We start from the raw sequence: 24828 nt of genomic DNA on the forward strand, positions 1-24828 counted from the left end.
GCGCGATTACCTGGCACCCTGTGGCCATGGCGTGGTGGCAAGAGGAGGTGGCGGCACCGGCGATTCCGGCGCCACGGGTGGGAGACGAGCCTGAGCTGCTGATGGCCGCTCGGGCCGGCGACCCGCAGGCGGCGCACCGGCTCGGCCGGCTCTGCGCCCAGCGGGGCGACCGCTCGGCGGCCAAGGAGTGGTGGGAACGGGCGGCGGCGGGCGGCAACATCGACAGTGCCTACAACCTGGGCGTCTGGCACGAGAAGCACGGCAGCCTGGAGGAGTCCGTCTCCTGGTACAAACTGGCCGCCGCCACCGGCGACGTCGAGGCCGCGGTCAACCTGGCCACGCTCCTGCTGGAGCAGCGCGGAGACGTCCCGGCCGCCCGGCGCTGGTTCGAGATCGCGGCCCGCGAGGGCTCCCGGACGGCCGCCCGGCGACTGGCGCTGATCTGCGAGGACGCGGGCGAGGTCGCGGCCGCGCGCGAGTGGCACCGCCGAGCGGCCGCCGACGGCGACGCGGCCTCCGCGCACGACCTGGGCTTCCTGGCGTACGCGGCGGGCGAGGACGAGGAGACCCTGCACTGGTGGGAGTGCGCCGCGCGCGGCGGCCACGCCGAGTCGGCCTACTGCCTCGGCCTGCTCCTCCAGGCCAGCCGTGACCCCGAGGGCGCCGGCGCCTACTTCCGGCTGGCCGCCAAGAGCGACCACCCGGGCGCCGCCTCGCAGCTCGGCGGCAGTGCGCTGGCCCACGGAGATCTGCGTACGGCCCGCGCCTGGTTCGAACGGGCCGCGAGCGCGGGCCGGCTGGCGGACCAGCGGATGGCCGGGTTCGTCTGCGTCGAGCTGGGCGACACCGCCGGGGCCGGCCACTGGTTCGGCCGGGCGGCGGCCAGCGGCGACGCCGAGTCCGCCTTCCACTTCGGGCTGTTGCTCATCGCCGAGTTCAACGACCTGGCGGGCGGCCGGCACTGGTTCCGGCAGGCCGCGCTGGCCGGACATCACCAGGCGGCCATCGAGCTGGCCGGGCTGCTGTCGGCGGCCGGGGAGACGGAGGAGGCCGTGCGGTGGCTGGCCGACCCGCCGCCTCCGTCGTGGGACCGGCCGGCCGAGCCCGAGCTGGCCGCGCGGGCCGAGCTGGCGGCGTCCGCCACCGGCCGCAGGGGCGGCGTCTCGCTGGCCGTACGCGAGCTGGCCGAGATCCTCGGCACCTGGGACCTGGCGACCAGACCGCTGCACGACCACGCGGACGTGCTGGGCTGGCTGGCCCGGCGCAGCGGCCTGCACTCCAGCGCGATCGAGCACCTGGCGTCGGTGCGCGGCACGCTGCTGCGTCCGGGCAGCGCGCCCTGGCCCAGCCCCGGCGAGATCGACCACGTCCTCGCCACGGCCCGCGACCTGCGACAGCGACTCGGCGTCCGATAGCCCAGCCGCTCGGCGTCCTGAAACCAAGCGGCTGGGCACTCGATGGCGCTGTGCTCCAAGGGTGAGATCAGGCGGCGAGGACCTCGGTCACCGGCGTGACCGGGAGTTCGAGCGCCTGCGCGACCGGGCCGTTGGTGAGCAGCCCGTCATAGGTGTTGAGCCCGCCCGCCAGGCCCGCGTCCGCCCTGAGCGCGTCGCGCCAGCCCAGGTCGGCGAGCTTGACGGCGTACGGGAGCGTCGCGTTGGTCAGGGCGTAGGTGGAGGTGTTGGCCACCGAGCCCGGCATGTTCGCCACGCAGTAGAAGATCGAGCCGTGCACGGTGTAGGTCGGCTCGGCGTGCGTGGTCGGGCGGGAGTCCTCGAAGCAGCCGCCCTGGTCGATGGCGATGTCGACGAGCACCGAGCCCGGCTTCATGCGCGAGACCAGGTCGTTCGAGACCAGCGTCGGGGCCTTGGCGCCCGGGATCAGGACCGCGCCGATGACCAGGTCGGCGTTGAGCACCTCCCGCTCGATCGCGTACGAGGTGGAGACCAGCGTCTTGAGCCGGCCCTGGTAGATGGCGTCGATGAAGCGCAGGCGGTCGACGTTCGTGTCGAGCACGGTGACCTCGGCGCCCATACCGACGGCGATCTGGGCGGCGTTCAGCCCGGAGACGCCGCCGCCGATCACGACCACCTTGGCCGGGGCCACACCGGGCACCCCACCCGGCAGGACGCCGCGTCCGCCGTTGAAGCGCATCAGGTTGTACGCCCCCACCTGCGGAGCCAGGCGGCCCGCGACCTCCGACATCGGGGCGAGCAGCGGCAGGCTGTTGCCGACCTGCACGGTCTCGTACGCGATGCCCGTCGTCTTCGCGCCGAGCAGCGCGTCGGTGCACGGCCGGGAGGCGGCCAGGTGCAGGTAGGTGAACAGCACCAGGCCCTCGCGCAGCCGGTGGTACTCCTGCGCGATGGGCTCCTTGACCTTGAGCACCATCTCCGCCTCGCCCCACACGGCGTCGGCGCTTTCGACGATCTTGGCGCCCGCCGCCAGGTATTCCTCGTCCGGGATGTGCGAGCCCAGGCCCGCGCCGCGCTGAACGGTGACGTCGTGGCCGTGACGGACCAGCTCGTGCACGCCTGCCGGGGTTGCGGCGACTCGGTATTCGTGGTTCTTGACCTCGGCAGGCACGCCGATCTTCATGGCTGGTCCTTTCGTTCCTTGAACAGTCGTTAGAGGCGAGCCCACGCTTCCGTGAGCACGTTGCGGAGGATCGACCCGATCTCGTCGAACTCCTTCGGCCCCGCGATCAGCGGCGGCGCGAGCTGGATGACGGGGTCGCCACGGTCGTCGGCGCGGCAGTAGAGCCCGGCCTCGAACAGCGCCTTCGACAGGAACCCACGCAGCAGCCGCTCCGACTCCTCGTCGGTGAACGTCTGCTTGGTGGTCTTGTCCTTGACCAGCTCGATGCCCCAGAAGTAGCCGGAGCCCCGGACGTCGCCGACGATCGGCAGGTCCTTGAGACCGTCGAGGGTGGCCTGGAAGAGCGGCTCGTTCTTGGTGACGTGGCCGAGCAGGTCCTCGCGCTCGAAGATGTCGAGGTTGGCCAGCGCCACGGCCGCCGAGACCGGGTGCCCGCCGAAGGTGTAGCCGTGGGCGAACATCTGGTCGCCGCTCTTGAACGGCTCGAACAGCCGGTCGTGCGCGATCATGGCCCCGATGGGCGAGTAGCCGCTGGTCAGGCCCTTGGCGCAGGTGATGATGTCGGGCACGTAGTCGAACTTCTGGCCGCCGAACATCGTGCCGAGCCGGCCGAAGGCGCAGATGACCTCGTCGGAGACGAGCAGCACGTCGTACTCGTCGCAGATCTCGCGCAGCCGCTGCCAGTAGCCGACCGGCGGCGGGAAGCAGCCGCCGGCGTTCTGCACCGGCTCGGCGAAGACGGCGGCCACCGTGTCGGGGCCCTCCATCTCGATCGCGCGGGCGACGCGGTCGGCGGCCCAGATGCCGTACTCCTCCGGGCTCATCCCCTTGATGCCGCTGATCTCGTCGGCGCGGTAGTAGTTCGTGTTCGGCACCCGCACCGAGCCGGGCACGAGCGGCTCGAACATCTGCTTGAACGCCGGAATGCCGGTGATCGACAGGGCGCCCTGCGGGGTGCCGTGGTAGGCGATCTGGCGGCTGATGACCTTGTGCTTGAGCGGCTTGCCGATGAGCTTGTAGTACTGCTTGGCCAGCTTCCAGGCGGACTCGACCGCCTCGCCGCCGCCGGTGGTGAAGAAGACCCTGTTGAGATCGCCGGGGGCCAGGCTCGCGAGCCGCTGGGCCAGCTCGGCCGCCTTCGGGTGCGCGTAGGACCACAGCGGGAAGAAGGCGAGCTCCTGTGCCTGCTTGGCGGCCGCCTCGGCCAGCTCGCTCCGGCCGTGACCGGCTTGGACCACGAAGAGTCCCGCCAGGCCGTCCAGGTAGCGCTTGCCGTGGATGTCGTAGATGTAGGAGCCCTCACCGCGAACGATGGTCGGGATCTCCGCCTGCTGGTAGGCGCTGTGCCTCGTGAAATGCAACCACAGGTGATCCTGCGCGGCCTTGAGAATCTCGTTTTCCGGCTGCGTCATGATTATCTTCCCTCGTGTCTGATCTCCCCACAGTCTGCATGTTCACCTCGGGTTTGCCAAGCGAAAGCGTCGCAGCAGTGTGCAAGAAAACCGAGATCCGCAGGAACGGTATGTAACAGCTGCGAAATCCGCAGGTAGATTAGCGCGCGGGTCATGCCCGTTTCACGCGTTGTGAAGCCTTTGTGATCCAATGAGACGTTAACTATCGAAGAACGACCCGGGGGACCGTCCGTGACTCCTGACCAGATCGAGAGCGCCGTCGCGGCCGCGATGCCGCAGTCCGTAGAGGACCTCAAGCGGCTCGCCGCCATCCCGTCGGTGGCCTTCCCCGGGCATCCCGAGGAGCCCGTGCTCGCCGCCGCCGCCATGACCGAGGAGCTCCTGCGCAGCACGGGGCTGACGCACGTGCAGCGAGTCGCGGTCGAGGGCAGCTTCCCCGCCGTGTACGGCGAAGTGGCCGCGCCGCCCGGCGCGCCCACGGTGCTGCTCTACGCGCACTATGACGTGCAGCCCGCCGGTGACCCGGCCGCCTGGCGCACCCCACCGTTCGAGCCGACCCTGATCGACGGCCAGCTGTACGGCCGGGGCACCGCGGACGACAAGTCGGGCATCATCTCGCACGTCACCGCCCTGCGCGCGTTCCAGGGGCAGTTCCCCGTCGGGGTGAAGGTCCTCATCGAGGGCCAGGAGGAGTACGCCGGGGAGCGTCTGGAGGCGTTCGTCGAGCGCAACCCCGACCTGCTGCGGGCCGACGCCATCGTGGTGGCCGACTGCGGCAACCCGCGCGTCGGCGACCCCGCCGTCACCACCTCGCTGCGCGGCATGGCCGCGTTCACCATCGAGGTCCGCACCCTGCGCGAGCCGGTGCACAGCGGCCAGTTCGGCGGCGCCGCCCCCGACGCGCTCTCGGCGCTCATGCGCATGCTGACCTCGCTGCATGATGACAACGGCGACATCCGGGTGCCGGGACTGCCCCGCGGGACCTTCCTCGGCCAGGGACCGTCGGAGGAGGAGTTCCGCAGGACCGCCGGGGTGCTGGACGGCGTGTCGCTGGTCGGCTCCGGCTCCTTGGCGGACCGCCTGTGGGCGTCGTACGCCATCACCGTGACCGGCATCGACGCGCCCACGGTGTCGGGCGCCATCAACGCGGTCCAGCCCGCGGCCCGCGCCCGCGTCACGGTCCGCATCCCCCCGTCCGGCGACCCCAAGACGACCGTGAACGCGGTGGTCGAGTTCCTGCGGCAGGTCACGCCGTGGGGCGCGCAGGTCTCGTTCGGCGACTACACCGTGGGGTCGGGCTTCCAGGCCGACTCGGGCGGCAAGGCCCGCACAGCGCTCAACCGGGCGATGGAGCGCGCCTTCGGTCGGCCGCCGCGCGACGTCGGGGCGGGCGGGTCGATTCCGCTGGTGAACACGCTGCTGAAGCAGTTCCCCGCGGCGGAGATCCTGCTGTTCGGGGCCGAGGACGAGGAGGCGGCCATCCACGCGCCCAACGAGCGGGTGGACCTGGAGGAGCTGCGCCGCACCGCCACCGCCGAGGCGCTGTTCCTTCGCGAGCTCAGCCTGCCCTCCGCGCTCGGCGTCTGATCCGCTACAACCTCAGTGATCCCCCGCTGCTCCCCCGCTACAACCTCAGCGATCCGCCACGCTTGACGGTGCGGATGATGGGGGCGGTCTCCATGGTGGTGACCGCCTCCAGGGCGGCGAGCCGTTCGGTGAGGTAACGGCCCAGGTCCAGGGGGTCGCGGCAGTTCAGGGCCGCGACCAGATTGGTGGGGCCGGTGGTGAGGGCGGCGAAGGCGATCTCGGGATGCCGCGCCAGCGCCGCGCCGACCTCGACCGCCTTGGCAGGCGGGGCGGCGATCCACAGCCGGGCCTCGGTGCCGAATCCGAGCGCCGAAGGCGGTACGTCGAGCTGGTAGCTCAGGATTCCCTGGCCGCGCAGCGCGTTCAGGCGGCGTTTCACCGTGGTCTCCGACCAGCCGGTGGCGGCGGCCAGCTCGGCGTAGGACGCGCGGCCGTCCAGATTGAGCGCCCGCAGCAGCGCCTTGTCGCCCTCGTCGAGATCGATCGGGCCGTCTCCGGCCTCTACTGGCGGCGGCCGCAGCCGGTCGGCCTGTTCGGGTGACAGCCAGGCCAGCCCCCGCCAGCCATCCGGCAGGACGAAATTGCGCAGCAGCAGGTGAGCGGAGACCGAGACGACCCGGCTGGTGCGGGGCAGTTTGTCCAGCAACAGGGCGTCCTGGTCGCGGGTGCCGCGCGTGCGTACGGTGCAGGAGATCTCGGTGCCGCCGGACATCAGGTACACGAAGGACGTGTCGTCACGGGCGGCCAGCGCCTTGGCGACCGGCACGGCCGCGTCCGGGGTGCAGCGCAGCCGGATGGTCCACTGGGTGTGCCCCAGCCGAGCGCCGTTGACCAGACCCGCCACCCGCAGGACGCCCTGGCCGCGCAGCCGCCGGTAGCGGCGGGCCACGGTGTTCTCCGAGACCCCGAGCACGTCGGCGATCGTCCTGAACGGGGCCCGGCCGTCGATCTGCAGCGCGTGAACCAGACCTCTGTCGACGGTATCCATCCAGATATCCCTGCACGGTGACGGTTTCCGGCGATTCTAGCCGCCTGACTGGGATGGGTGGACGGTCGTGCGCGACGCTCGTCGCATGAACATCCTCGTCCTCGCCGCCACCGGAAACGTCGGCGGCCAGATCATCACCCAGCTGCGCGAGAGCGGCCATGCCGTACGGGCGGTCACCCGCGATCCGCGCACCGCCCGCTTTCCCGCCGAGGTCGAGGTGATGCGCGGCGACCTGTCCGTGCCGGACACCATCGCGGCCTGCCTGGCCGGCATCGACGCGGTGTTCCTGCTCTGGCCGCTGCACACCGGCGAACAGCTGCCCGCCGTGCTCGACCTGGTCACCCGGCGGGCCCGCCGGGTGGTCTTCCTGGGTACGGGCGGTGTTCCCGATCTCAGCTTCGAGGAGCAGGAGAAGCTGGTCCACGGCCGCGGGATCGAGTCCACCATGATCAGGCCGAGCACCTTCGCGGTGAACACGTTGTGGTGGGCCGACCAGATCCGGGCCGGTGACGTCGTCGAGGGGGCTTACGGCGCGCTGCCGATGTCCCTGATCCATGAGGCCGACATGGCGGCCGTCGCGGTCCGCGCCCTCACCGAGCCGGGGCACGACGGCGCCACTTACACGCTGACCGGCCCGGAGGTGCTCACCCAGGCCGAGCAGGTCCGTGTCATCGGCGAGGCGCTGGGCCGGCCGCTGCGCTGGCGGGAGCTCACCCGCGAGCAGGCCCGAGAGCGGCTGCTGGCCGACGAGAGCTTCCCCGACTCCTTCGTCGACGTGCTCCTCGACGGCTACGCCGCCATGCTCGCCGGGCCGCCCCCGGTGCTGACCGCCACCGTCCACGACGTCACCGGGATCCCGGCACGATCTCTGCGCCAATGGGCCATGGACCACGCGGCCGACTTCAGCTGACGGGGGGCTGACAGGGTGAGCGGTGGGCGGGCGCACCGGATTGACACCTATGTCACCGGACGTCAGTGTTGATTTATGGAGGAGTTTCGCATGGTGCGCGAATTCTCACTCGCAACCGCTGCCCGGTTATTCAGCCCGCTCATTCTGTTGGCTCCGGTATGCCTGATGCTCCCGGGCTCTCATGTCGCATGGGGGCTGGCCGCCGCTGGAATGGCGATACCCGCCATTGGCGTACGGCTGGCCAGGCATCGGCAGATGGCCGCTGACACGGTCGTACGTTTCTCCGCCCAAGGCGTGGAGATGGAAGACGCGTACGGATCACGCCTGCGCCTGGCATGGCGGCACATTGAGCGCGTCGACGTCGTGGAAAGCCGGGTGCCGAGCCCGCGCACCATCGCCGAGGCGGATCGGATTTATGTCCGGACCGGAACAAGGAAATGCATCGGCGTGGTCGGCTGGGGGGAATATGAGATTTCTCCCAGCGCCCCCGGCTGGTTGTTGTGCCATCTGGAACGGATGCCGGTCGATCCGGTGACGGGATTACAGAAACTGAGCATTCCCCTTGGCGTGGTCGACCCATTGTGGGAGCACGGTCCGATGGGCGATCGGGTCCGCCACCACCGGCCCGATCTGCTGGCCGGCGATCAGCTCCGGGTCAGCGTGGGGGGCGGCAGCAGGCTCTGAGGTCAGCCGTCGGCGTCCTCGAGCAGCGTGCGGATGAGCGGTACGGCCAGGCGAAGGACGTCGTCGAGATCGGCCTCGGCCAGGTCGGGCATGCGCACCAGGTGGCGGTGGACGGTGATGCCGAACATCATCGCGCCCGCCAGCGCCGCCCGCAGGCGCGCGTCGGGACCGTGGACCCCGGCCGCGATCCGGTCGATCGCCTCAGAGGTCACGTGTTCGCGGAGCATCTGGGCGGCTTCCTGGCTGGTCATGCTGGTGCGCAGGAGTACGGCCATCGGGCTGTCGGGGACGGCGGCCCAGCGCTCGAGCATGGCGCGCAGGTAGTTTTCAGCGGAGCGGCCCGGGTCGTCGGTGGTCAGGGAGTCGACGTCGAGGCAGAAGTCGAGGGACTCGCGGAACAGCTGCTGCTTGGTGCCGAAGTATTGGATGACCGAGGACTTGTCGACGTCCGCCTCGGCCGCGATCGCGCGGATGGTGGCGCGTTCGTAGCCGACCTCGCCGAAGGTGCGGCGGGCGGCCTCCAGGATCCGGCGGCGAGTGCGCTGGCCCTTGCTCTCGTTCTCCCACGCCTGGCCGGCGATCTCATCGGTCGACATGGGCCCACCACCTCCTGCTGGCCTCCGATGGTAACCGGCTCAGGCACCACCAGAGGCCGGGCAGGGGGCCGGGTCTAGCGGACCTCCTCGATGGACGAAGGGAACTGCCCCGCCATCAGCTCGCCCATCCTGCGCTGCAGCGACTCGGAGTCGTTGAGATGCGGGAACGGCTCATCGGGAACCTCGACGTCCAGGAACTCGCACAACGGCTCCCACCCCTGGCGCACGTCGAACACCAGGAGCCGGCTCGCGGGCAGGCTCGCCTCGACGGTGGCCCGGTGGCGCTCGAACGCCTCGATGGCGACCTTCTCGTCGGGCAGGCCGTTCGCGGGGATCCAGCCCTGGCCGAAGGTGTCCTCCCCGATCGCGCTCAGCACCGGCTGCATCTTCTGCATCCCCTCGAAGATCTTCGCCGCGGCCGGTGGCAGTGTCGACGGGTCCATGGACATGGTCCGGCCGGGGCCGTTGCTGAGGAGGTTCTGCATGCTGAGGTACCAGCGGTGGGGGTCGCGGACGGTCAGGATGACCTTGGCGTCGGGGTAGGCCGCCGCCTGCTCGCGCCAGAACCCGCTGGCCGGCCAGTCCTGGGCCGACTGGTAGCCGTCGAACACCTTGTCCCAGTCCACCGGCTCGCCGGAGACGACGGACACCCACCGGTCGGCGTGCTCGGGCTTGGTCAGGATCTCGAACATGTGGTAGCAGGGGCCGAACCCGAGCCGCTCCAGCGCGGCCTTCATCGAGCTGGTTCCGGTACGCGGGAACCCCGCGCCGATCACTTTCAGCATTGCCGTGCCTCCCGTTTCCAGCGGCTGACGCGCGCCTCTGGCTGAGAGTAAAGGACTAGCCCACAGATCTCAACGCTTGTACATTTTTTCCCACTATGGCCGGGTCGGTGCCGCTTTTGTGCGCGCTTTTGTCCGGGCTTATGGGCGGGTCAGCGCCTGCCAGCCGTCCCGTATCTGAGCAGGTCGAGCAGTCGCGCGGACTGGTCCGAGCCGGTCAGCGCTATCGCGTTGGCGAGGGTCATCAACTCGCGGACGGTCAGATCAGACCGGACCTCGCCCGCGTCCTGGGCCCTGGTGAGCAGGGCCGACGCGGTGGCCAGCATCTTCTCGTGCCACTCCCCGAACAGCGCCGAGCCGTCGCGCGGCAGGGCCAGCGCCAGCTCGCGCTTGCCGGCGACGTGCGCGACGAAGGCGCCCAGCCACTCGTGCAGCGCGTCACCCGGCGAATCGGCCGCCAGGAGGGCGTCGCCGCTCTCGCACAGCTCCGTCACCTCATCGGCGTAGACGGCGATGATCAGGTCCTGGCGGGTCGGGAAGTGCCGGTACATGGTCGCGTTGCCGACCCCGGCGCAGCGGGCGACGTCGTCGAGCGGCACGTCCACGCCACGCTCGGCGAACAGCTTCCTGGCCGCGGCCAGGACCGCGTCGTGGTTGCGGCGCGCGTCCGCCCGCCTGGGGCGCTCTGCCGGCATACGGCTCAGCCTAGCCGCGCCGGAAACGCCCGCGCGGTCGCCTTGCCTCGCTGGGAGCGCCCTTGCGGAAGGCTAGCCGCGCTGGGAGCGCCCTTTCGGAAGGCTAGCCGCGCTGGAAGCGCCAGCGGGTTTGGCTGAAGTCGCCCTTGCGGAAGCCGAACGCCTTTGCCGGGGCCACCGCGAACACCAGCGCCCGGTCGCCGCCCGAGTTCAGGAAGGCGTCGTCGCCCACCTCGAAGCGCCAGTCGCTGCCGTACTTGTCCCCGTAGGCGTCGGCGAGCCGCTTGAGGTGGCCGGTATCGGTGACCCGCTCCGCGACGCCTTCCACGACCACGTCGAGGCCCTCCTCCAGGGAGTTGGTGCCGGTCGTGAGCGTGCAGCGCTGGTTGGACTCCAGGTTGCGGGCCTTCTGCTCGCCCGCGCCGGTGCAGAAGTAGAGCGTGCCGTCCTGCCAGACGGCCAGCAGGGTCGTGACGTGCGGGCTGCCGTCGGAGCGGACGGTGGCCAGCCAGAATGTCTGGGCGCGTTCCAGGGTGTCGCGTGCCCGCGCCCATTCGGTCGCGGTGGCGCCTTCGGCGCTGTATCTGGCGTCCAGCTCGGTGATCGGTTCCATGATGGCTTCTCCTCGATGGGCCTACCTGGGTACTGACCGCTGCGCAGGTGGAAACTCATCGGTGAGGGCCGGTGACTAGCCCGGCGTTCTGACCGGCAGGTCGTAGACCCGGCGTACGCTGCTGCCGAGCCTGCTCACGTCGGCCCCGTACACGTGCACCGACACCCCGACCTCGTCACTCACATTGATCACCTTGTGGATGTCGCCGGGCGGCGCGAACCCGCTGGCCTCGCCCGGCAGGTTGGCGGCCTGCCCGATCTCCAGCAGGTGGTCCCCCATGTCCCGGTAGAGCGTCTCGTGTTCGATCCCGCTGATCACGCCGAACGCGCACCACGACACGTGGTCGTGGATCACCGTGTACTGGCCCGGCCGCCATACGACCGTCACGATCGAGAAGTCGTCACACGCGTACAGCGCCTGGGACACGTACGTCTCGGGCGAGCCCGCTCGTTCCTCCTGCGTGAGCAGGTCGAGGCTGGGCAGCCGTGGGCGGAGCAGATCCGCCACCGCGAAGGCGGTCTCCCTCGGGGCGAGACGGCGGGCGGTGATGTCGCCGATGTCCGACACGAGGGCGTCGAGCCCCGGCCGAATCAGCACTGTGTCCATGTTTGCCTCCCTCTCTCCTCTCTTACGGTGCTACGTCGAGATTGATAGGTCCAACAGAAGTTTTGTGGCTCATCAATAGATATGGTTGATGAATGCTGGATGTCGTACGGCTCCGCGTCCTCGTCGCCGTCGCGCGTACTGGCTCGCTGACCGCCGCCGCCAAGGAACTGCACTACTCGCAGCCGTCGGTCAGCCACCACCTCGCCCGTCTCGAAGCCGAGACGGGCGCCAAGCTCGTGCAGCGCGTCGGGCGGGGCATCCGGCTCACGGAGGCCGGCAAGCTGCTCACCGCGCGGGCCGACGACATCATCGGCCGCCTCGACGCCACCGCCGACGAGCTCGCCGCGCACGTGGGGCTGCGCTCGGGGCGGGCCCGGCTGGCCGCGTTCCCCTCCGCGCTGGGCACCTTCATCCCCCGGACGGCGACCCGGCTGGCGGGTTCACATCCCGGGCTGCGGCTGCACCTCACGGAGACCGAGCCGCCGGAGGCGCTCCGGCTGCTGCGGAGCGGGCGGGTGGATGTGGCGGTGATGTTCCGCTACGACGACACGGCGCCGGAGGACCCGGGGATCCAGATGATCCACCTGCTCGACGACCCGAGTTACCTGGTGTTCTCTGGCGGCTCGGGGGATTTGGAGGCACACGCCGGGGATCCCTGGATCGCCGGGTGTGACCGGTGTCGTAGCCATCTGCTCGACATCTGCGCCAAGGCGGGGTTCGAGCCGCGGATCTCCTTCACCAGCGACGACATCGTGGCCGTACAAGCGCTGGTGGCGGCGGACATGGGGCCCACTGTGCTGCCCGGACTGGCGCTCAGCGCGCACCGGCATCCGGACGTGGAGGTGGCCCCGATTCCGGGTTCCATCAGGCACGTGTACGCGGCGGTCTACGGCGACCCGCCCCACCCGCCGGCCACCGAGGCGCTGCTGTCGGCCCTGGTGGAGAGCGTCTGACCCGTCGCGCGGAAATCTGTTGGCCGCGGCGAGGGTACCTGCCATCTGTCGCCCCACGGCTGCGGAATCCCGTTGACCGCGGCGAGGGGTGCACGCCTACCATGGGCGGCATGCCGGATTTCGCGACGCTCGCTCTCTTCTGCACGGCCACCCTGGCCCTTCTCCTGGTGCCGGGTCCCGCGGTTCTGTTCATCGTCACCAGAAGCGTCGCGCAAGGCAGGTCGGCGGGCCTGGTCTCGGTGCTCGGCGTCCACACGGGCTCGGTGGTGCACGTGGTCGCCGCCGCCCTGGGCATCAGCGCGCTGGTGGCCGCCTCCGCCACGGCGTTCACCGTGATCAAGTACGCGGGCGTCGCCTACCTCGTCTGGCTCGGGGTGCGCAAGCTGATGAACCGGACCTCCGCCTCGGCCGAGGAAGCTGTCGAGGTGGAGACGCATTCCAAGCGGCGGATGTTCTGGGAGGGCTTCGTGGTCAACGTGCTCAACCCCAAGACCGCCATCTTCTTCCTGGCCTTCCTGCCGCAGTTCACAGATCCGGCGGCGGGGCCGGTCGCGCCGCAGATCCTGGTGCTCGGGCTGCTCTGGATGGGCCTCGGGATGACCACCGACGGCACGTACGCGCTGCTCTCCTCGGCGCTGGCCGGGCGGGTGCGCCGCTCCACGCGGGCGCGGCGCCGCCTCGACATCGGCAGCGGCCTCGTCTACCTCGGCCTGGCCGCCCTGCTCACGGGCGAGAAGGCGTAGCACCCGACCGCCCTGGTCACGGCTGAGGAGACATAGTAAGCGGAGCAATTTCCTGCCTGGGGGCGAGCCCGGATGGGATAGTGGTGGCACCCTCGTCGGGGGACGACACATCGGGACGTAGCGACTAGGCGGGCCCCATGGACAGGCCACCGCACCGCCTCGGGGTCGAGCGCGTCGTCGAGGTCCACTCTCTGCCGAGCCTCCTGCGGCGCGCCCGCGAACCGCTGCCGCCCCACTGCCCGGACTGGCCGCTGCTGGTGCCGGAGCACGCCGTCGTACCCTTCCTGGGTCGCCACGAGGAGCTGGCGACGCTGCGCGCCTGGGCCGACGACCCGGCGCCGCTGTCGATCGCGGTGCTGACGGGCCGGGGCGGCACGGGTAAGACCCGGCTGGCGGGCGAGTTGTGCGCGGAGCTCGCCGAGGTCGGCTGGGACGCCGGTTTCCTCACCACCCCTTACCCCTGCGCCACCCGCCTCGACGTACTCCGCCCCACTCTCCTCGCCGTCGACCACCCGGAGCCGTGGGCGGCGGCGATCGGCGAACTCATCCGGCACCTGACCGGTCGGCGGCGCCGTCATCGAGTCAGGATCCTGCTGCTCACCCGCGAGCGCGCCGACGGCGAGTGGTGGCGGCGCCTGGTCCTGGCCGCCGCCGACCCTACAGAGCACCGCGCCACCGCCGCGCCTGACTCGGACGGCTTGCCCGATGTCGGCGGCTTACCAGGCGCGCCGGGCGGGCCTGGTGTTGGTGGTCTGCCGACGGAGCTGAATGAGCTGAACAGCGTCACCGTCCAACTCGACGGCCGTCCGCTGACGCGCGCCGAGCGGGTGGGGCACGCGGCGGCGGCCATGCGGGCGTTCGCGTCGCCCCGGGCGGTCCTGCCCGCTCTCGACGATCCGGGCTACGACGATCCGCTGCGCGTGCACCTGGCCGCCTTGATGCGGCTGCGCGGGGACGACGTCGAGGGCGGGGAGTTGCTGAGCCGGTTCCTGATGTACGAGCAGCAACAGTGGATGACGGTATGGCCCGACGGGCACGAGCCGGTGGACGCCGTGACGGCCCGGCAGGCGGTGGCCCTGGTCACGCTCACCACACCCACTCGCCAAGAGCTGCGGGAACTGCTGTCGGCGGTGCCCGGATCCCAGACGTACGACCGCGGTCTGGCCTTGGGCGACTGGCTGGCCCGGCTCTTCCCGGGCCGGTCTGGTCCACAGGGGAGACTGGCGCCTCTGGGGCCGGAGGTCGTGGCTGAGCAGTTCCTGGCCGAGACCGAGGGCCTGGACGCGCTCGTGATGGCCGTACACGACCATCCGGCCAGATCGGCCGGGCACCTCCTGCGGCTGCTGGACGTCCTGCGGCGGTCGAGCGAGCGGCCCGCCGTACGGTCGGCGCTGCTGTCACTGCTCACGGCCCGGCTCGACGGGCTGCTGGAGGAGGCGGCGGCCGAACCGTCCGCGCGACTCGGCGACCAGGTCGAGGCCGCGCTCCGGCCGCTGCTGGGCAGCCCGGATGGGGACGTGGAACGCGGCACACTGGTGCGCTGCCTGTGCGTCTACGCGAGGTCGCTACTCGGGCGGCAACGGGCCGTGGAGGCTCTGGCGCAGGTCGAACGGGCCGCCGACCTCTGTGACGAGCTGGACGAGCCGGTCGGCGCGGCCATGACATACGCGATCCTGGGCGCGACGCTGGCCGCACTCCACCGGCCGCACGACGCGCTGGAGGCCATCGCCTGGTCCCAGGCCGAAGCCACCGCGCTCATGCGCCAGGGCAGGCACGCCGACGCGGTGCGGCCGCTGGGTGAGGCGGTGGCGGCGCTGGAGCGCTTCGCGGCCGGCGATCCGGTCCTCATGGGTCATCTGGCCAATGGGATGCTCATGCTCGGAGACGCCCTGATCGAGACGGGGCGGGTGCTGGAGGCCAGCGTCGTGCTGCACCGAGGCACCCGGGTGATCGAGGACGACCTGCTCCGCGCCGTGGCCCGGGCCCGGCTCGCTTTCTGCCAGAGCGAGCTGGGCCACCACGAGGAGGCGGAGGAGGCGCGCGCCGCCGCACCCGGGGCTTACGAGCCGCCGGACTCCGCCTGCCGCCGGGCCCACCGATAGTCGGCCTTGCCCGCCGGTGACCGGACCATCTCGTCTACGAACACGTACGTACGAGGCACCTTGTACCCCGACAACCGTTGCCTGCAGTGCGCGTCCAGTTCGTCCGCCGTCACCGCCACCCCCTCGCGCGCCTCGACCACGGCCGCCACCCGGTTGCCCCACCGCTCGTCCGGTATCCCGGTCACCACCGCGTCGAAGACGGCGTCATGCCCCTTGAGCACCGCTTCCACCTCTTCGGGGAAGACCTTCTCCCCGCCGGTGTTGATGCACTGGGAGCCGCGGCCGAAGACGTTCACGGTGCCGTCGGCGTCGACGCTGGCCAGGTCGCCGGTCAGCAGCCATCGGGTGCCCTCGGCGTCGGTGACGACCGTACGGGCGGTCTTCTCCGCGTCGTTGTAGTAGCCGAACGAGATCGGCCCCGACTTGGCCACCGTGCCCAGCTCGCCCGAGCCCGGCTCGACGGGCCGCAGCTTCTCGTCGAGCACGGCCAGGCCGGACGTGGCGTTCGGCTGGTAGCGCAGCCCCGCCTCGGGTGAGGAGCCCGCCACCCCGGAGGCGGTGTAGCCGGACTCCGTGGAGCCGAAGCTGTCGAGGATCATGACGTTGGGCAGGGCCCGCTGCAGCCGGTCGCGGACGGATCCGGTGAGGATGGCCCCGGTCGAGCTGAGCGCGATGAGCGAGGACATGTCGTAGTCGCCGCTCTCCAACGCCTCCGCCAGCGGCCTGGCCATGGCGTCGCCGGTGATGCTCAGCGTGGCCACCTTTTCGCGGGCGAGCGCCCGTAACACCGCGTCGGCGCTGAACTTGCGTACGTAGACCACGGTCGAGCCCATCCACCAGCTGACGAACGTGCCCATCTGCGCGGCCCCGTGCATCAGCGGCGCGGCGGCCATCATCACCATGGGCGGGTCCGCGGCGGCCGCCTGGTCGATCACCGCCTGCGGGGTAGGGAGCGGCGCGCCGTACGGGTTGCCGCCGCCGAAGGCCACGAACAGGTCCTCGACGTGCCACATCGCGCCCTTGGGCATGCCGGTCGTGCCGCCGGTGTAGATGATGTAGACGTCCTGCGTGGATCGCGGTTCGAAGCCGCGCGTGGGCGCGCCGCGTTCCAGCGCCTCGGTGTACGGCACGGCGGTCGCGACGGACGACTGGCCGCCGACCGCGATCAGGTGCTCCAGCAGGGGCGCCTCCCCCATGACCGCCGCCACCCGCGGCTCGAACTCCACGTCGTAGATCAGCGCCCGGATGTCGGAGTCGCGGTAGAGGTAGAGCAGCTCGGCCTCGACGTAGCGGTAGTTGACGTTGATCGGCACCGCCCGGATCTTCAGCGCGGCGAGCATCCCGGCGACGTACTCGATGCTGTTGTACAGGTGCAGCCCGACGTGCTGGCCGGGCTTGATACCGAGATCCTGGAGGTAGTGGGCGATGCGGTTCGCCTCGGCGTCCAGTTCGGCGAAGGTGCGGCGCTCGTCGTCGCAGACGACGGCCATCCGGTCGCCGACCGCGTCCACGATCCCTTCGAACAGGTCGGCGTGGTTGAACTCCATCAGGGCTTCTCCCGTCCGACGATCCACATCGCGAAGAACTGGGCTCCCCCGCCGTACGCGTGGCCGAGCGCCAGCCGGGCGCCGTCCACCTGGTGCTCCCCCGCCGTCCCGCGTACCTGGAGCGCGGCCTCGGCGAACCTGATCAGCCCCGACGCCCCGATCGGGTTGCTCGACAGCACCCCGCCGGAGGCGTTCCACGGGGTGTCGCCGTCGAGCGCGGTGGCGCCTGATTCGGTGATCTTCCAGCCCTCGCCGTCGGCCGCGAAGCCCAGGTTCTCCAGCCACATCGGCTCGTACCAGGAGAACGGGACGTACACCTCGGCCACGTCGATCTGGCGGCGCGGGTCGGTGACGCCCGCCTGCCGGTAGACGTCGGCCGCGCAGTCCTTGCCTGCCTGCGGGCTGACCGTGTCGCGGTCGGCGCGGAAGATCGGCTCCGAGCGCATGGCGGTGCCGTGCAGCCACGCGGGCGTGCCGGTGACCGCCGACTCCGACGACAGGACCATGGCGCAGGCGCCGTCGCTGGACGGGCAGGTGTCCAGGTAGCGGATCGGCTCCCACAGCATGGGCGTCGACTCGACCATCTTCAGGTCGATGCCGGGGATCTTCAGGTGGGCGTAGGGGTTCTTGAGGGCGTTCAGGCGGTCCTTGACCGCCACCAGGTGGCCGATGTGCTCGGGCGCGCCGGTCCGGCGGATGTACTCCCTGATGTGCGGCGCGAAGTAGCCGCCGGCCCCGACCACCAGCGACGCGCTGAAGGGCAGGTGGGTGGACAGGGCCCAGGTGGCGTTGGACTCCGACTGCTTCTCGAACGCCACGACCAGCACCCGGTCGTGCACGCCGCCCTGGATGAGGCTCGCGCCGACCAGTGCCGTGGAGCCGCCGACGCTGCCCGCGGTGTGCACGCGCATCATCGGCTTGCCGGCCGCGCCGAGCGCGTCGGCCAGGTACGCCTCGGGCATCATCACGCCCTCGAACAGGTCGGGCGCCTTGCCGACGACGACCGCGTCGATGTCCTTGAACGTCAGCCCGGCGTCCTCCAGGGCTCGGACGGCCGCCTCGCGGACCAGCCCGGCGATCGACACGTCCCTGCGCTTGGTCGTGTAGTGCGTCTGACCGACGCCGATCACGGCACACCTGTTGCCCATTTTCATGCCTCCAGGACGGTCACAAGGTTGTGCTGCAGGCAGGGGCCGCCGGCGGCGTGGCCCACCGTGCGGGCGGCCGTGCCGTCGTGGATGCGCCGGGCCGCCTCGCCGATGCGGATGAGGCCGGTGGCCATGACCGGATTTGCGGCGAGCGGGCCGCCGGACGGGTTGATCACCGTGCCGTCGGGCAGCTCCAGCGCCCGGCGCAGGATCGGCTCCTCATGGGCGAACTGCGTGTGCAGCTCCGCCACCTCGACCGGCCCCTTGCCGACCCCCGCGGCCCGTGCGGCGTCGGCCGCGGAGACCGACCGGGCCAGGTCGCGGGTGCCCAGATAGTGCGGCTCGATGCGGTGCGCGATGCCTCGGATGTACGCGGGTCTGGCGCACAGCTCCCTGGCCAGGTCGCCGGCCGCCAGGACGATCGCCGCCGCGCCGTCCGTGATGGGGGCGACGTCCGACTTCCTGATCGGCTCGACCGCGTACTCGTCGCCGACGTCCTCGGGCAGGTCGAGCGCGTACGGGTTGCTCCGGCCGTCGGCCCGGCTGCGCCGGACGATCTCGTCGAGCTCCTTGCGTTCGGCGCCGGCCGCGCTGGCCTGCAGGGCGGCGAAGGAGAGCTGGTCGAGGCCGAGCGGCGCCAGATAGTACGGGTCCAGCTGGAGCGTCATGATCTCGCGCAGGTCGCCGAGCGACGACTTGCCGAAGCCGTACACCAGGGCCGAGTCGATGTCACCGTGCTGCAGGCGTACCCATGCCTCGTACAGCGCCCAGGCCGCGTCCATCTCCACGTGGCTCTCGGAGATCGGCGGCCACGCGCCGAGCGCGTCGAGCGCGGAGACGAACGAGAACGGCGCGCCCGCGAGGTAGTCGCAGCTGCCGGAGCAGGTGAAGCCGAACCGCTTCAGCCCGGTCGACTCCTTGACCTCGTTGATGACGGGCAGGATCAGCTCGGGCTCGCTCAGGCCGCCGTCATGGTCGGTGTGGCGGGTCTGGGCGAACGCGACGACGGCTACCTCACGCATCAGAGCTCCACATCCGGCTCGCCGGTGGGGGCGAACCATCGGACGTTGGCCATGGACTTCGTCCGCTCGCCCTCGGGCACCCATTCGGCCCTGACCCGCATGCCCTGCCGCACCTCGTGCGCCGGGACGCCGCCGACCAGGGCGATCATGGGGATGTCCGCCCCGTCGAGCAGGATGTAGGCGGAGACGAAGGGCACCTCGGGGGCGCGCGGGTCGGGCAGGTTGTTGATGGCGTACGTGGTGATCGTGCCGGTGTCGGGTAACTCCAACTGGTCGGCGATCGGGCCACCGCAGGCCGGGCAGAAGACGCGGTACGGGACGTACACCTTCTCGCAGCTGGGACACCGGCCGCCGAGGAACACGCCGCGCTCGACGCCTTCCAGGAAGGTCAGCAGCGACCCGCCCACCTGCAGCCGGTATTCGGCCCGCACGGGGGACACGATCTTCGTGACCTCCGGCGCGAAGTAGGAGATGTCGGTGATATGACCGGTACGCTCGCTCCGCCAGACGGGCCAGACCCGGCTGCCGATCCGCAGCGCCTTGGCGTTGCCCGCGTCGACGGCGTGCACCAGCGCGGTGTCGGCGCCGTCGAGTTTGATCGTCGCCCAGGCGAACGGCCGGTCGAGCGGGTGGCTGTCGCGCGGCTCGGCGACCCATGCCCACGCGGTCACCGTCCCCGCGGGCCCGACCTCGACGAACTCCTCCGTGACGGCCTCGCCGCTGGCGGGGTCGTACTCCAGCGGCGGCACCAGCACCTTGCCCTCGGCGGTCCGCACGCCGACGATCCGGCCGCCGCGCAGCTCGGTCAGGAAGCGTCCGATCACCGGCCCGGTCGTGCGCGCGTAGCCGCCGGGGAACTCCAGTACGTGCTCCGCCACCAGCGGTTCAGATGGCACGGTCGTGTCCCTCCCAGTAAGGTGCGCGGAGTTTGCGTTTAAGCAGCTTGCCGTTGGGCTCGCGGGGCATCTCTTCGATGAAGTCGATCGATCTGGGCCACTTCATCCGGGCCAGGCGGCCTTCCAGCGAGGCGAGGATCTCGGCCGCCAGCTCGGGACCCGGCGCCGAGCCCGGCGCGGGCTCGACGATGGCCTTGATCTGCTCGCCCCACTCCTCGTCCGGGATGCCGAACACCGCCACGTCCGCGACCTTGGGGTGGATCATGATCTCGTTCTCGATCTCGGCGGGGTAGATGTTCGCCCCGCCCGAGATGATCATGTCGGCCTTGCGGTCGCACAGGTAGAGGAAACCGTCCTCGTCCAGGTAGCCGATGTCGCCGACCGTGAAGTAGTCCTTGAGCTGGTTCTCGGCGGTCTTGGCGGGGTCGCCCTTGTACTCGAACCGGGCGCCGAGCATCTTCATGTAGATCGTCCCCGGGGTTCCGGTCGGCTGGGGTTCGCCCGCGTCGTCCACGATGAGCAACTCGCTGATCGGCCAGGCCGAGCCGACCGTGCCCGGGTGCGCCTTCCAGCCCTCCGGCGTGGCCAGGGTGCCGCCGCCCTCGGTGGCCGCGTAGTACTCGTAGACGCAGTCGCCCCACCACTCGAACATCGCCCACTTCACCGGCACCGGACAGGGGGCGGCCGCGTGGATCATCCACTTGAGCGAGGACAGGTCGTACTTGTGGCGGGTCTCCTCGGGCAGTGCCAGGAGGCGCTTGAAGTGGGTGGGCACCATGTGCGAGTTCGTGACCTGGTACTTCTCACAGAGCCGGAGCATCTCCTCCGCGTCCCACTTGTCCATGTAGACGAGGGTGTGGCCCATGTGCAGCGCCGTGCCACCGAACTGGGTGACGGCGGTGTGGTAGTTCGGCGAGGTGATCAGGTGCGCGTTCGGCCGGCCCCGGGTGATGCCGAACAGGCCCGGCAGGAACGACAGCATCTCGGCGGCGTCGTCGGGGTCGAGCCCGTTCAGTGGCCGCCGGACGCCCTTGGGCTTGCCGGTCGTACCCGAGGTGTAGTGCATGGTCAGCCCGGCCGTACGGTCGGGAGGCGCGGTGTCCGGCTGCCCGTCGGTCAGCTCACTGATCCGCCGGAACTCCGAAATATCGCCATCCTCAACGGCGAAGCGCCGCTCAGGCGCGATGGCCTCGGCGCCCTTGACTCCTTCGGCCGCGTACCTGGGGTGCACAAAGAACGCCTGGGCCTCGCTGTCGGCCACGATGTAGGCGATCTCGGGCCCGGTCAGGTGCCAGTTGATCGGCGTGTAGTACCAGCCGGCCTGTAAGGCGGCCAGGTAGAGGACGAGCCCGTCCACGCCGTTCGGCACCAGGCCGCAGACGCCGTCTCCCGGCTTCAGCCCGAGCTCGCGCAGGCCGTGCACCAGCTGGTTCGACCGGGCGAGGAGGTCGCCCGCGCGGTGCTCCGTACCGTCTGGGTCCACGCACGCGATCCAGTCCGGATCCGCCTGCGCCAGTCTCCAGAAACCGAGCGTGCCCATCGAAACTCCTCTTCAGGTGGTCCGAGGCCCCGATAAACAAGAACTTGTTCTCGTTTTGCCTGGGCAGCGTATCCCGGCACCGGAGTCGTAGCAAGCGCTTGATCGAGGTCGTGCCGCCATCATCGTCTCGCGGGCTCGCCACAGGGTAGGATCGCTGCCTAACAAGCGCTTGATTCGTTATCTGGAGGCGTCCGTGGAGCTCCTGCCGATCAGCACCCCCCACTGCCGGGTCGAACGCGACGGCCACGTCGTCATCGTCACCATGAACCGGCCGGAGGCGCGCAACGCGCTCTCCTCCGACATGCTGATCGGCCTGGCCTCGGCCTGGGCATACGTGTCGGCCGAAGCAGAGGTCAGGGCCGCCATCCTCACGGGCGCGGAGGGCACCTTCTGCGCCGGCGCCGACCTCAAGGCCATGGGACAGCCCTCGACGGACGCCGACGTCCAGGCGCGCGCCGCCCAGATCCCCAACTTCCACTGGAAGGGCCTGCTCCGCGAGGACCTCCCGACCAAGCCGATCGTCTCGGCGGTCGAGGGCTACGCGGTGGCCGGCGGCACCGAACTGCTGGTCGGGACCGACCTGCGGGTGGTGGCGGAGTCGGCGACACTCGGCCTGTTCGAGGCCAAGCGGGCGCTGTTCCCGATGGGCGGCAGCGCGATCCGCCTGCCCCGGCAGATCCCGTACTGCCACGCCATGGACCTGCTGCTCACCGGCCGCTCGATCACCGCGGCGGAGGCCCTGTCCATGGGCCTGGTCAACCGCGTCGTACCGGACGGGCAGGCACTGGCGGTGGCGCGGGAGATCGCGGACGACATCGCCGCCTCGGGCCCGCTCGCGGTGCAGGCGATCCTGCGCACGTACCGGGACACGCTGGGCATGCCGGAGCCGGAGGCGCTCAAGGTGTCGGACGAGATCGGCTGGCCGGTGATCGGCTCCCAGGACGCCCGCGAGGGCGCTCGGGCCTTCAAGGAGAAGCGGGCGGCCAGCTACAAGGGCCACTGAGCGCGACGGCGCCGAGGTAGCGGGGACTCCCCCGCTACCTCTGACGGCGGGTCAGTCCCCCGTGATGCGGCCCAGGCGTTCCGTGGCCTCCGCGTACTCCTCCATCAGTGAGTACATGACGTCGCGCGTCGACCGGACCTGGTTGGTGATGCCGATGATCTGGCCCGCCGGGAAGGTGGCCAGTTCGGCGGCGTCCGAGCGGCCGATGCGGCGCAGCGCGTCCGATACCAGCATGAACTGCAGCGGCATCGGCAGCGTCCCCGGCGACTCCTGCGACTCCCAGGCCTCCGTCCACTCGTTCTTGAGCAGGCGGGCCGGCTTGCCCGTCCAGCTGCGGGAGCGGACCGTGTCGCGGGAGGTGGCCTCCAGAATGCGCTTCTTGGCCATCTCGGGAGTGTCCGCCTCCTCGACCGTGAGCCAGAGCGAGCCGGTCCAGACGCCCTCGGCGCCCAGAGCCATGCCGGCGGCCATCTGGCGGCCGTTGCCGATGCCGCCCGCCGCCAGGACCGGCACGTCCACCGCGTCCACCACCTGAGGGATCAGGACCATGGTGGAGATCTCGCCGGTGTGCCCGCCGGCCTCCGTGCCCTGCGCCACCACCACGTCCACGCCCACCTCCACCTGCTTGAGCGCGTGGCGCGGGGTGGAGGCGAGGGCGGCGACCTTGACGCCGTGGGAGTGGGCGAGCTCGACCACGTCCGCGGGTGGCGGGCCCAGCGCGTTGGCCAGCAGCGCGATCGGGTGCCGCAGCGCCGTCTCCACCTGCGGGCGGGCGGTGACGTCCGTCCAGCCGAGCAGCACCTTGCCCGCGTCGGCGTCCGAGGACAGGGGCGGCACGCCGTGGGCGGCCAGGAGGTTCTCGACGAACTGCCGGTGGCCCGCCGGGACCATCGTCTGCAGGCGGCCCACCAGCTCCTCGGGCGCGAAGTCGGCGCCCTCGTAGGAGGCGGGCATGACCACGTCGACGCCGTACGGGTGGCCGTCGACGTGGTCGTCAATCCATTTGAGCTCCATTTCGAGCTCTTCTGGGGTGAAGTAGAGGGCTCCGAGCACGCCCATCCCGCCGGCCCGGCTGACCGCGGCGACTACGTCGCGGCAGTGGCTGAAGGCGAAGATCGGTAGCTCGATTCCGAACATGTCCGTGACACGGGTCCGCATGGGCCGACAATACGACCGGCGGCGAAGAAACTGCAACGTGTTCTAGTACTAGAACTTTTCGTCGGTCGGACAAATAACCACACAAACGGACAGGGCGCCCGGAACAAGTCACGGGCGCCCTGTGCCGGCCGTACGAGTTACTCGCCTTCGCGGCGGCGGCGGCCGAGGAGGACCGCGACGGCCAGCGCGAGCAGGCCGAGCACGAGCAGGACGATCGGGATCGTGGTCTTCAGCAGCGTGATCTGGTTCTTGGCGTCAGTGGCCGTGCGCACCATCTCGGTGATGGTCTGCGGAGTGAACGAGGCGGTGGCGACCAGGGCCTTGGCGCGCTCGACGCCGTCCTGGGTCTTGAGCGTCTCGTTGCGCCGCACTTCCTGCTTGACCGGGGCGCCGCTGTTGGGCTCGACCCAGTAGGTGTCGGTGCCCTCGTACCAGCGGTCGAGCTGGATGTCGCCCGACTGGGTCACGCCGAAGAGCGAGCCGGGGGCGGTCAGCGTGGCGACCTTCGTGGCCGGGACGACCTGCTGGAACTTGTAGACCGGCAGCCCGTTGACGGTGTCCTCACCGACGAAGGTCGTGTCGAACGCCTTCTTGGCCGTCTGGTTGAAGACCTTGTACGTCTTCTTCTCGGTGCCGAACGGGAACAGGTAGATCTGCCCCTCCAGCTTCACCGGCTCCTTGTCGACGCTGACCCCGCAGCAGTTGACGGCCACCCCGGTGCGCCGGTCGAAGGCGCTGCGCCGCTCCGACAGGCTGATCTGCGGCTTGCTGTTGGTGACGTCGTCCACCACGGTGAACTGGTCCCAGACCACCCGGTTGTCCGTGGCCTCTTTGACGTCGCCACGGGTGGTGACGAGCATGCTGAGGTCCGCGGTCAGCACCTTGCCGTCGGCGATGGAGAAGTATTGGGCTCCCGGGGCCTGCAGCTTGGTGACGCTGTATTGGGCCGCCGGAGCCGCGATGATCCTTTCCGCCGCCCAGAAACGGATCATTCCCGCCAGTACGACCAGGAACGCGCCGACGGCGACGAGAACGAGTACAGGTGTGCGTCGCATTCTGGGATCCTCCTGGCGGTCGAGGGATACGACGAAGGCCGGCTTACTTGTCCCCCCGGACATCAGATCGCGGGCGTGATTAACCCGCAACATGATCGCTACTGGAAAGTAGCATTCGATCACAGATCGCTGCAGCTACATCCGCATAACGAATCGGAACAGGTTCTACGATGAAGCGGGTCCGAGCGGG

Annotated in this window: 23 protein-coding genes; 8 read left to right on the forward strand and 15 right to left on the reverse strand. The window is 70.4% G+C overall.

Annotated features, from left to right (window positions below; translation table 11 throughout):
• The first annotated feature begins 26 nt into the window (after positions 1-26).
• Complete coding sequence (locus tag AB0J16_RS35270) at positions 27-1415, forward strand: sel1 repeat family protein (protein WP_358547643.1); 1389 nt, start codon at positions 27-29, stop codon at positions 1413-1415.
• A 67-nt stretch (positions 1416-1482) separates the two neighbouring features.
• Here AB0J16_RS35270 and ald read toward each other — a convergent pair whose 3' ends face one another.
• Together ald and AB0J16_RS35280 are read right to left on the reverse strand one after the other, a co-directional pair.
• Positions 1483-2598: an alanine dehydrogenase gene (gene ald / locus AB0J16_RS35275; RefSeq protein WP_358547646.1), complete on the reverse strand. Its 1116-nt coding sequence runs from the start codon at positions 2596-2598 to the stop codon at positions 1483-1485.
• A 29-nt stretch (positions 2599-2627) separates the two neighbouring features.
• Entirely contained in the window at positions 2628-4010 is a 1383-nt protein-coding gene (locus tag AB0J16_RS35280) for an aspartate aminotransferase family protein (RefSeq protein ID WP_358547648.1), read from the reverse strand.
• Between the two features lie 231 nt (positions 4011-4241).
• Between AB0J16_RS35280 and AB0J16_RS35285 the strand changes: the two genes are divergently transcribed.
• Positions 4242-5597: a dipeptidase gene (locus AB0J16_RS35285; RefSeq protein WP_358547650.1), complete on the forward strand. Its 1356-nt coding sequence runs from the start codon at positions 4242-4244 to the stop codon at positions 5595-5597.
• Between the two features lie 37 nt (positions 5598-5634).
• Here the strand turns inward: AB0J16_RS35285 and AB0J16_RS35290 are convergent, their stop codons facing one another.
• Positions 5635-6585, reverse strand: a complete 951-nt coding sequence (locus tag AB0J16_RS35290) for an Lrp/AsnC family transcriptional regulator (RefSeq protein WP_358547653.1) — start codon at positions 6583-6585, stop codon at positions 5635-5637.
• 85 nt (positions 6586-6670) lie between these two features.
• On the opposite strand from AB0J16_RS35290, the gene AB0J16_RS35295 reads away from it, so the two are divergent.
• Complete coding sequence (locus AB0J16_RS35295) at positions 6671-7495, forward strand: NAD(P)H-binding protein (RefSeq protein ID WP_358547656.1); 825 nt, start codon at positions 6671-6673, stop codon at positions 7493-7495.
• A gap of 90 nt (positions 7496-7585) precedes the next feature.
• On the forward strand, positions 7586-8179 hold the full coding sequence (locus tag AB0J16_RS35300) for a hypothetical protein (RefSeq protein WP_358547659.1): 594 nt from the start codon (positions 7586-7588) through the stop codon (positions 8177-8179).
• A gap of 2 nt (positions 8180-8181) precedes the next feature.
• Here AB0J16_RS35300 and AB0J16_RS35305 read toward each other — a convergent pair whose 3' ends face one another.
• The 5 genes from AB0J16_RS35305 to AB0J16_RS35325 form a co-directional block, all read right to left on the reverse strand.
• A complete protein-coding gene (locus AB0J16_RS35305) occupies positions 8182-8775 on the reverse strand; it encodes a TetR family transcriptional regulator (RefSeq protein ID WP_358547662.1) in 594 nt (197 codons plus the stop codon).
• 74 nt (positions 8776-8849) lie between these two features.
• Positions 8850-9560: a sulfotransferase family protein gene (locus AB0J16_RS35310; RefSeq protein WP_358547665.1), complete on the reverse strand. Its 711-nt coding sequence runs from the start codon at positions 9558-9560 to the stop codon at positions 8850-8852.
• A 149-nt stretch (positions 9561-9709) separates the two neighbouring features.
• Positions 9710-10252, reverse strand: a complete 543-nt coding sequence (locus AB0J16_RS35315) for a helix-turn-helix domain-containing protein (RefSeq protein WP_358547667.1) — start codon at positions 10250-10252, stop codon at positions 9710-9712.
• Between the two features lie 103 nt (positions 10253-10355).
• Complete coding sequence (locus AB0J16_RS35320) at positions 10356-10865, reverse strand: pyridoxamine 5'-phosphate oxidase family protein (protein WP_358547670.1); 510 nt, start codon at positions 10863-10865, stop codon at positions 10356-10358.
• Positions 10866-10940: 75 nt separating this feature from the next.
• Positions 10941-11471: a cysteine dioxygenase family protein gene (locus AB0J16_RS35325; RefSeq protein ID WP_358547673.1), complete on the reverse strand. Its 531-nt coding sequence runs from the start codon at positions 11469-11471 to the stop codon at positions 10941-10943.
• A 92-nt stretch (positions 11472-11563) separates the two neighbouring features.
• Between AB0J16_RS35325 and AB0J16_RS35330 the strand changes: the two genes are divergently transcribed.
• The 3 genes from AB0J16_RS35330 (at position 11564) to AB0J16_RS35340 (ending at position 15269) form a co-directional block, all read left to right on the forward strand.
• Positions 11564-12424, forward strand: a complete 861-nt coding sequence (locus tag AB0J16_RS35330; protein ID WP_358547676.1) for a LysR family transcriptional regulator — start codon at positions 11564-11566, stop codon at positions 12422-12424.
• A gap of 110 nt (positions 12425-12534) precedes the next feature.
• Complete coding sequence (locus AB0J16_RS35335; RefSeq protein WP_358547679.1) at positions 12535-13167, forward strand: LysE family translocator; 633 nt, start codon at positions 12535-12537, stop codon at positions 13165-13167.
• A gap of 137 nt (positions 13168-13304) precedes the next feature.
• Positions 13305-15269 (forward strand): hypothetical protein, encoded by a 1965-nt coding sequence (locus AB0J16_RS35340; protein WP_358547682.1) that lies wholly within the window; start codon positions 13305-13307, stop codon positions 15267-15269.
• On the opposite strand, the gene AB0J16_RS35345 is transcribed toward AB0J16_RS35340, so the two are convergent.
• Genes AB0J16_RS35345 through AB0J16_RS35365 form a run of 5 tightly spaced genes read right to left on the reverse strand, consistent with a single transcriptional unit; the run spans position 15227 to position 21422 of the window.
• A complete protein-coding gene (locus AB0J16_RS35345) occupies positions 15227-16816 on the reverse strand; it encodes an acyl-CoA synthetase (RefSeq protein ID WP_358547685.1) in 1590 nt (529 codons plus the stop codon). The genes AB0J16_RS35340 and AB0J16_RS35345 overlap by 43 nt on opposite strands.
• The gene (locus AB0J16_RS35350; RefSeq protein WP_358547794.1) at positions 16816-17964 is read right to left on the reverse strand and encodes a thiolase domain-containing protein; all 1149 of its coding nucleotides are present in this window, start codon (positions 17962-17964) and stop codon (positions 16816-16818) included. The genes AB0J16_RS35345 and AB0J16_RS35350 overlap by 1 nt, the downstream gene beginning before the upstream one ends.
• A 2-nt stretch (positions 17965-17966) precedes the next feature.
• Entirely contained in the window at positions 17967-18986 is a 1020-nt protein-coding gene (locus AB0J16_RS35355; protein WP_358547687.1) for a thiolase domain-containing protein, read from the reverse strand.
• The gene (locus AB0J16_RS35360) at positions 18986-19882 is read right to left on the reverse strand and encodes an OB-fold domain-containing protein (RefSeq protein ID WP_358547690.1); all 897 of its coding nucleotides are present in this window, start codon (positions 19880-19882) and stop codon (positions 18986-18988) included. Before AB0J16_RS35360 ends, AB0J16_RS35355 begins: the two co-directional genes overlap by 1 nt.
• Positions 19872-21422: an acyl-CoA synthetase gene (locus tag AB0J16_RS35365; protein ID WP_358547693.1), complete on the reverse strand. Its 1551-nt coding sequence runs from the start codon at positions 21420-21422 to the stop codon at positions 19872-19874. The genes AB0J16_RS35360 and AB0J16_RS35365 overlap by 11 nt, the downstream gene beginning before the upstream one ends.
• A gap of 193 nt (positions 21423-21615) precedes the next feature.
• On the opposite strand from AB0J16_RS35365, the gene AB0J16_RS35370 reads away from it, so the two are divergent.
• Entirely contained in the window at positions 21616-22425 is an 810-nt protein-coding gene (locus AB0J16_RS35370) for a crotonase/enoyl-CoA hydratase family protein (RefSeq protein WP_358547694.1), read from the forward strand.
• Positions 22426-22476: 51 nt separating this feature from the next.
• Here AB0J16_RS35370 and AB0J16_RS35375 read toward each other — a convergent pair whose 3' ends face one another.
• Positions 22477-23583: a nitronate monooxygenase family protein gene (locus tag AB0J16_RS35375; RefSeq protein WP_358547696.1), complete on the reverse strand. Its 1107-nt coding sequence runs from the start codon at positions 23581-23583 to the stop codon at positions 22477-22479.
• A 137-nt stretch (positions 23584-23720) separates the two neighbouring features.
• Positions 23721-24638 (reverse strand): DUF3068 domain-containing protein, encoded by a 918-nt coding sequence (locus AB0J16_RS35380; protein WP_358547699.1) that lies wholly within the window; start codon positions 24636-24638, stop codon positions 23721-23723.
• Between the last annotated feature and the right edge of the window lie 190 nt (positions 24639-24828).

It is taken from the genome of Nonomuraea sp. NPDC049750 (genome assembly GCF_040659625.1).
In the GTDB taxonomy this organism is placed as follows: Bacteria; Actinomycetota; Actinomycetes; order Streptosporangiales; family Streptosporangiaceae; genus Nonomuraea.

What these genes read in the sequence shown, in the direction of transcription:
- AB0J16_RS35335 (WP_358547679.1), top strand. Translation starts at nt 12,535, where the DNA reads ATGCCGGATTTCGCGACGCTCGCTCTCTTCTGCACGGCCACCCTGGCC.
- AB0J16_RS35270 (WP_358547643.1), top strand. Translation starts at nt 27, where the DNA reads ATGGCGTGGTGGCAAGAGGAGGTGGCGGCACCGGCGATTCCGGCGCCA.
- AB0J16_RS35290 (WP_358547653.1), bottom strand. Translation starts at nt 6,585, where the DNA reads ATGGATACCGTCGACAGAGGTCTGGTTCACGCGCTGCAGATCGACGGC.
- AB0J16_RS35380 (WP_358547699.1), bottom strand. Translation starts at nt 24,638, where the DNA reads ATGCGACGCACACCTGTACTCGTTCTCGTCGCCGTCGGCGCGTTCCTG.
- AB0J16_RS35355 (WP_358547687.1), bottom strand. Translation starts at nt 18,986, where the DNA reads ATGCGTGAGGTAGCCGTCGTCGCGTTCGCCCAGACCCGCCACACCGAC.
- AB0J16_RS35365 (WP_358547693.1), bottom strand. Translation starts at nt 21,422, where the DNA reads ATGGGCACGCTCGGTTTCTGGAGACTGGCGCAGGCGGATCCGGACTGG.
- AB0J16_RS35305 (WP_358547662.1), bottom strand. Translation starts at nt 8,775, where the DNA reads ATGTCGACCGATGAGATCGCCGGCCAGGCGTGGGAGAACGAGAGCAAG.
- AB0J16_RS35340 (WP_358547682.1), top strand. Translation starts at nt 13,305, where the DNA reads ATGGACAGGCCACCGCACCGCCTCGGGGTCGAGCGCGTCGTCGAGGTC.
- AB0J16_RS35280 (WP_358547648.1), bottom strand. Translation starts at nt 4,010, where the DNA reads ATGACGCAGCCGGAAAACGAGATTCTCAAGGCCGCGCAGGATCACCTG.
- AB0J16_RS35325 (WP_358547673.1), bottom strand. Translation starts at nt 11,471, where the DNA reads ATGGACACAGTGCTGATTCGGCCGGGGCTCGACGCCCTCGTGTCGGAC.
- AB0J16_RS35295 (WP_358547656.1), top strand. Translation starts at nt 6,671, where the DNA reads ATGAACATCCTCGTCCTCGCCGCCACCGGAAACGTCGGCGGCCAGATC.
- AB0J16_RS35315 (WP_358547667.1), bottom strand. Translation starts at nt 10,252, where the DNA reads ATGCCGGCAGAGCGCCCCAGGCGGGCGGACGCGCGCCGCAACCACGAC.
- ald (WP_358547646.1), bottom strand. Translation starts at nt 2,598, where the DNA reads ATGAAGATCGGCGTGCCTGCCGAGGTCAAGAACCACGAATACCGAGTC.
- AB0J16_RS35330 (WP_358547676.1), top strand. Translation starts at nt 11,564, where the DNA reads ATGCTGGATGTCGTACGGCTCCGCGTCCTCGTCGCCGTCGCGCGTACT.
- AB0J16_RS35320 (WP_358547670.1), bottom strand. Translation starts at nt 10,865, where the DNA reads ATGGAACCGATCACCGAGCTGGACGCCAGATACAGCGCCGAAGGCGCC.
- AB0J16_RS35300 (WP_358547659.1), top strand. Translation starts at nt 7,586, where the DNA reads ATGGTGCGCGAATTCTCACTCGCAACCGCTGCCCGGTTATTCAGCCCG.
- AB0J16_RS35350 (WP_358547794.1), bottom strand. Translation starts at nt 17,964, where the DNA reads ATGGGCAACAGGTGTGCCGTGATCGGCGTCGGTCAGACGCACTACACG.
- AB0J16_RS35310 (WP_358547665.1), bottom strand. Translation starts at nt 9,560, where the DNA reads ATGCTGAAAGTGATCGGCGCGGGGTTCCCGCGTACCGGAACCAGCTCG.
- AB0J16_RS35345 (WP_358547685.1), bottom strand. Translation starts at nt 16,816, where the DNA reads ATGGAGTTCAACCACGCCGACCTGTTCGAAGGGATCGTGGACGCGGTC.
- AB0J16_RS35375 (WP_358547696.1), bottom strand. Translation starts at nt 23,583, where the DNA reads ATGCGGACCCGTGTCACGGACATGTTCGGAATCGAGCTACCGATCTTC.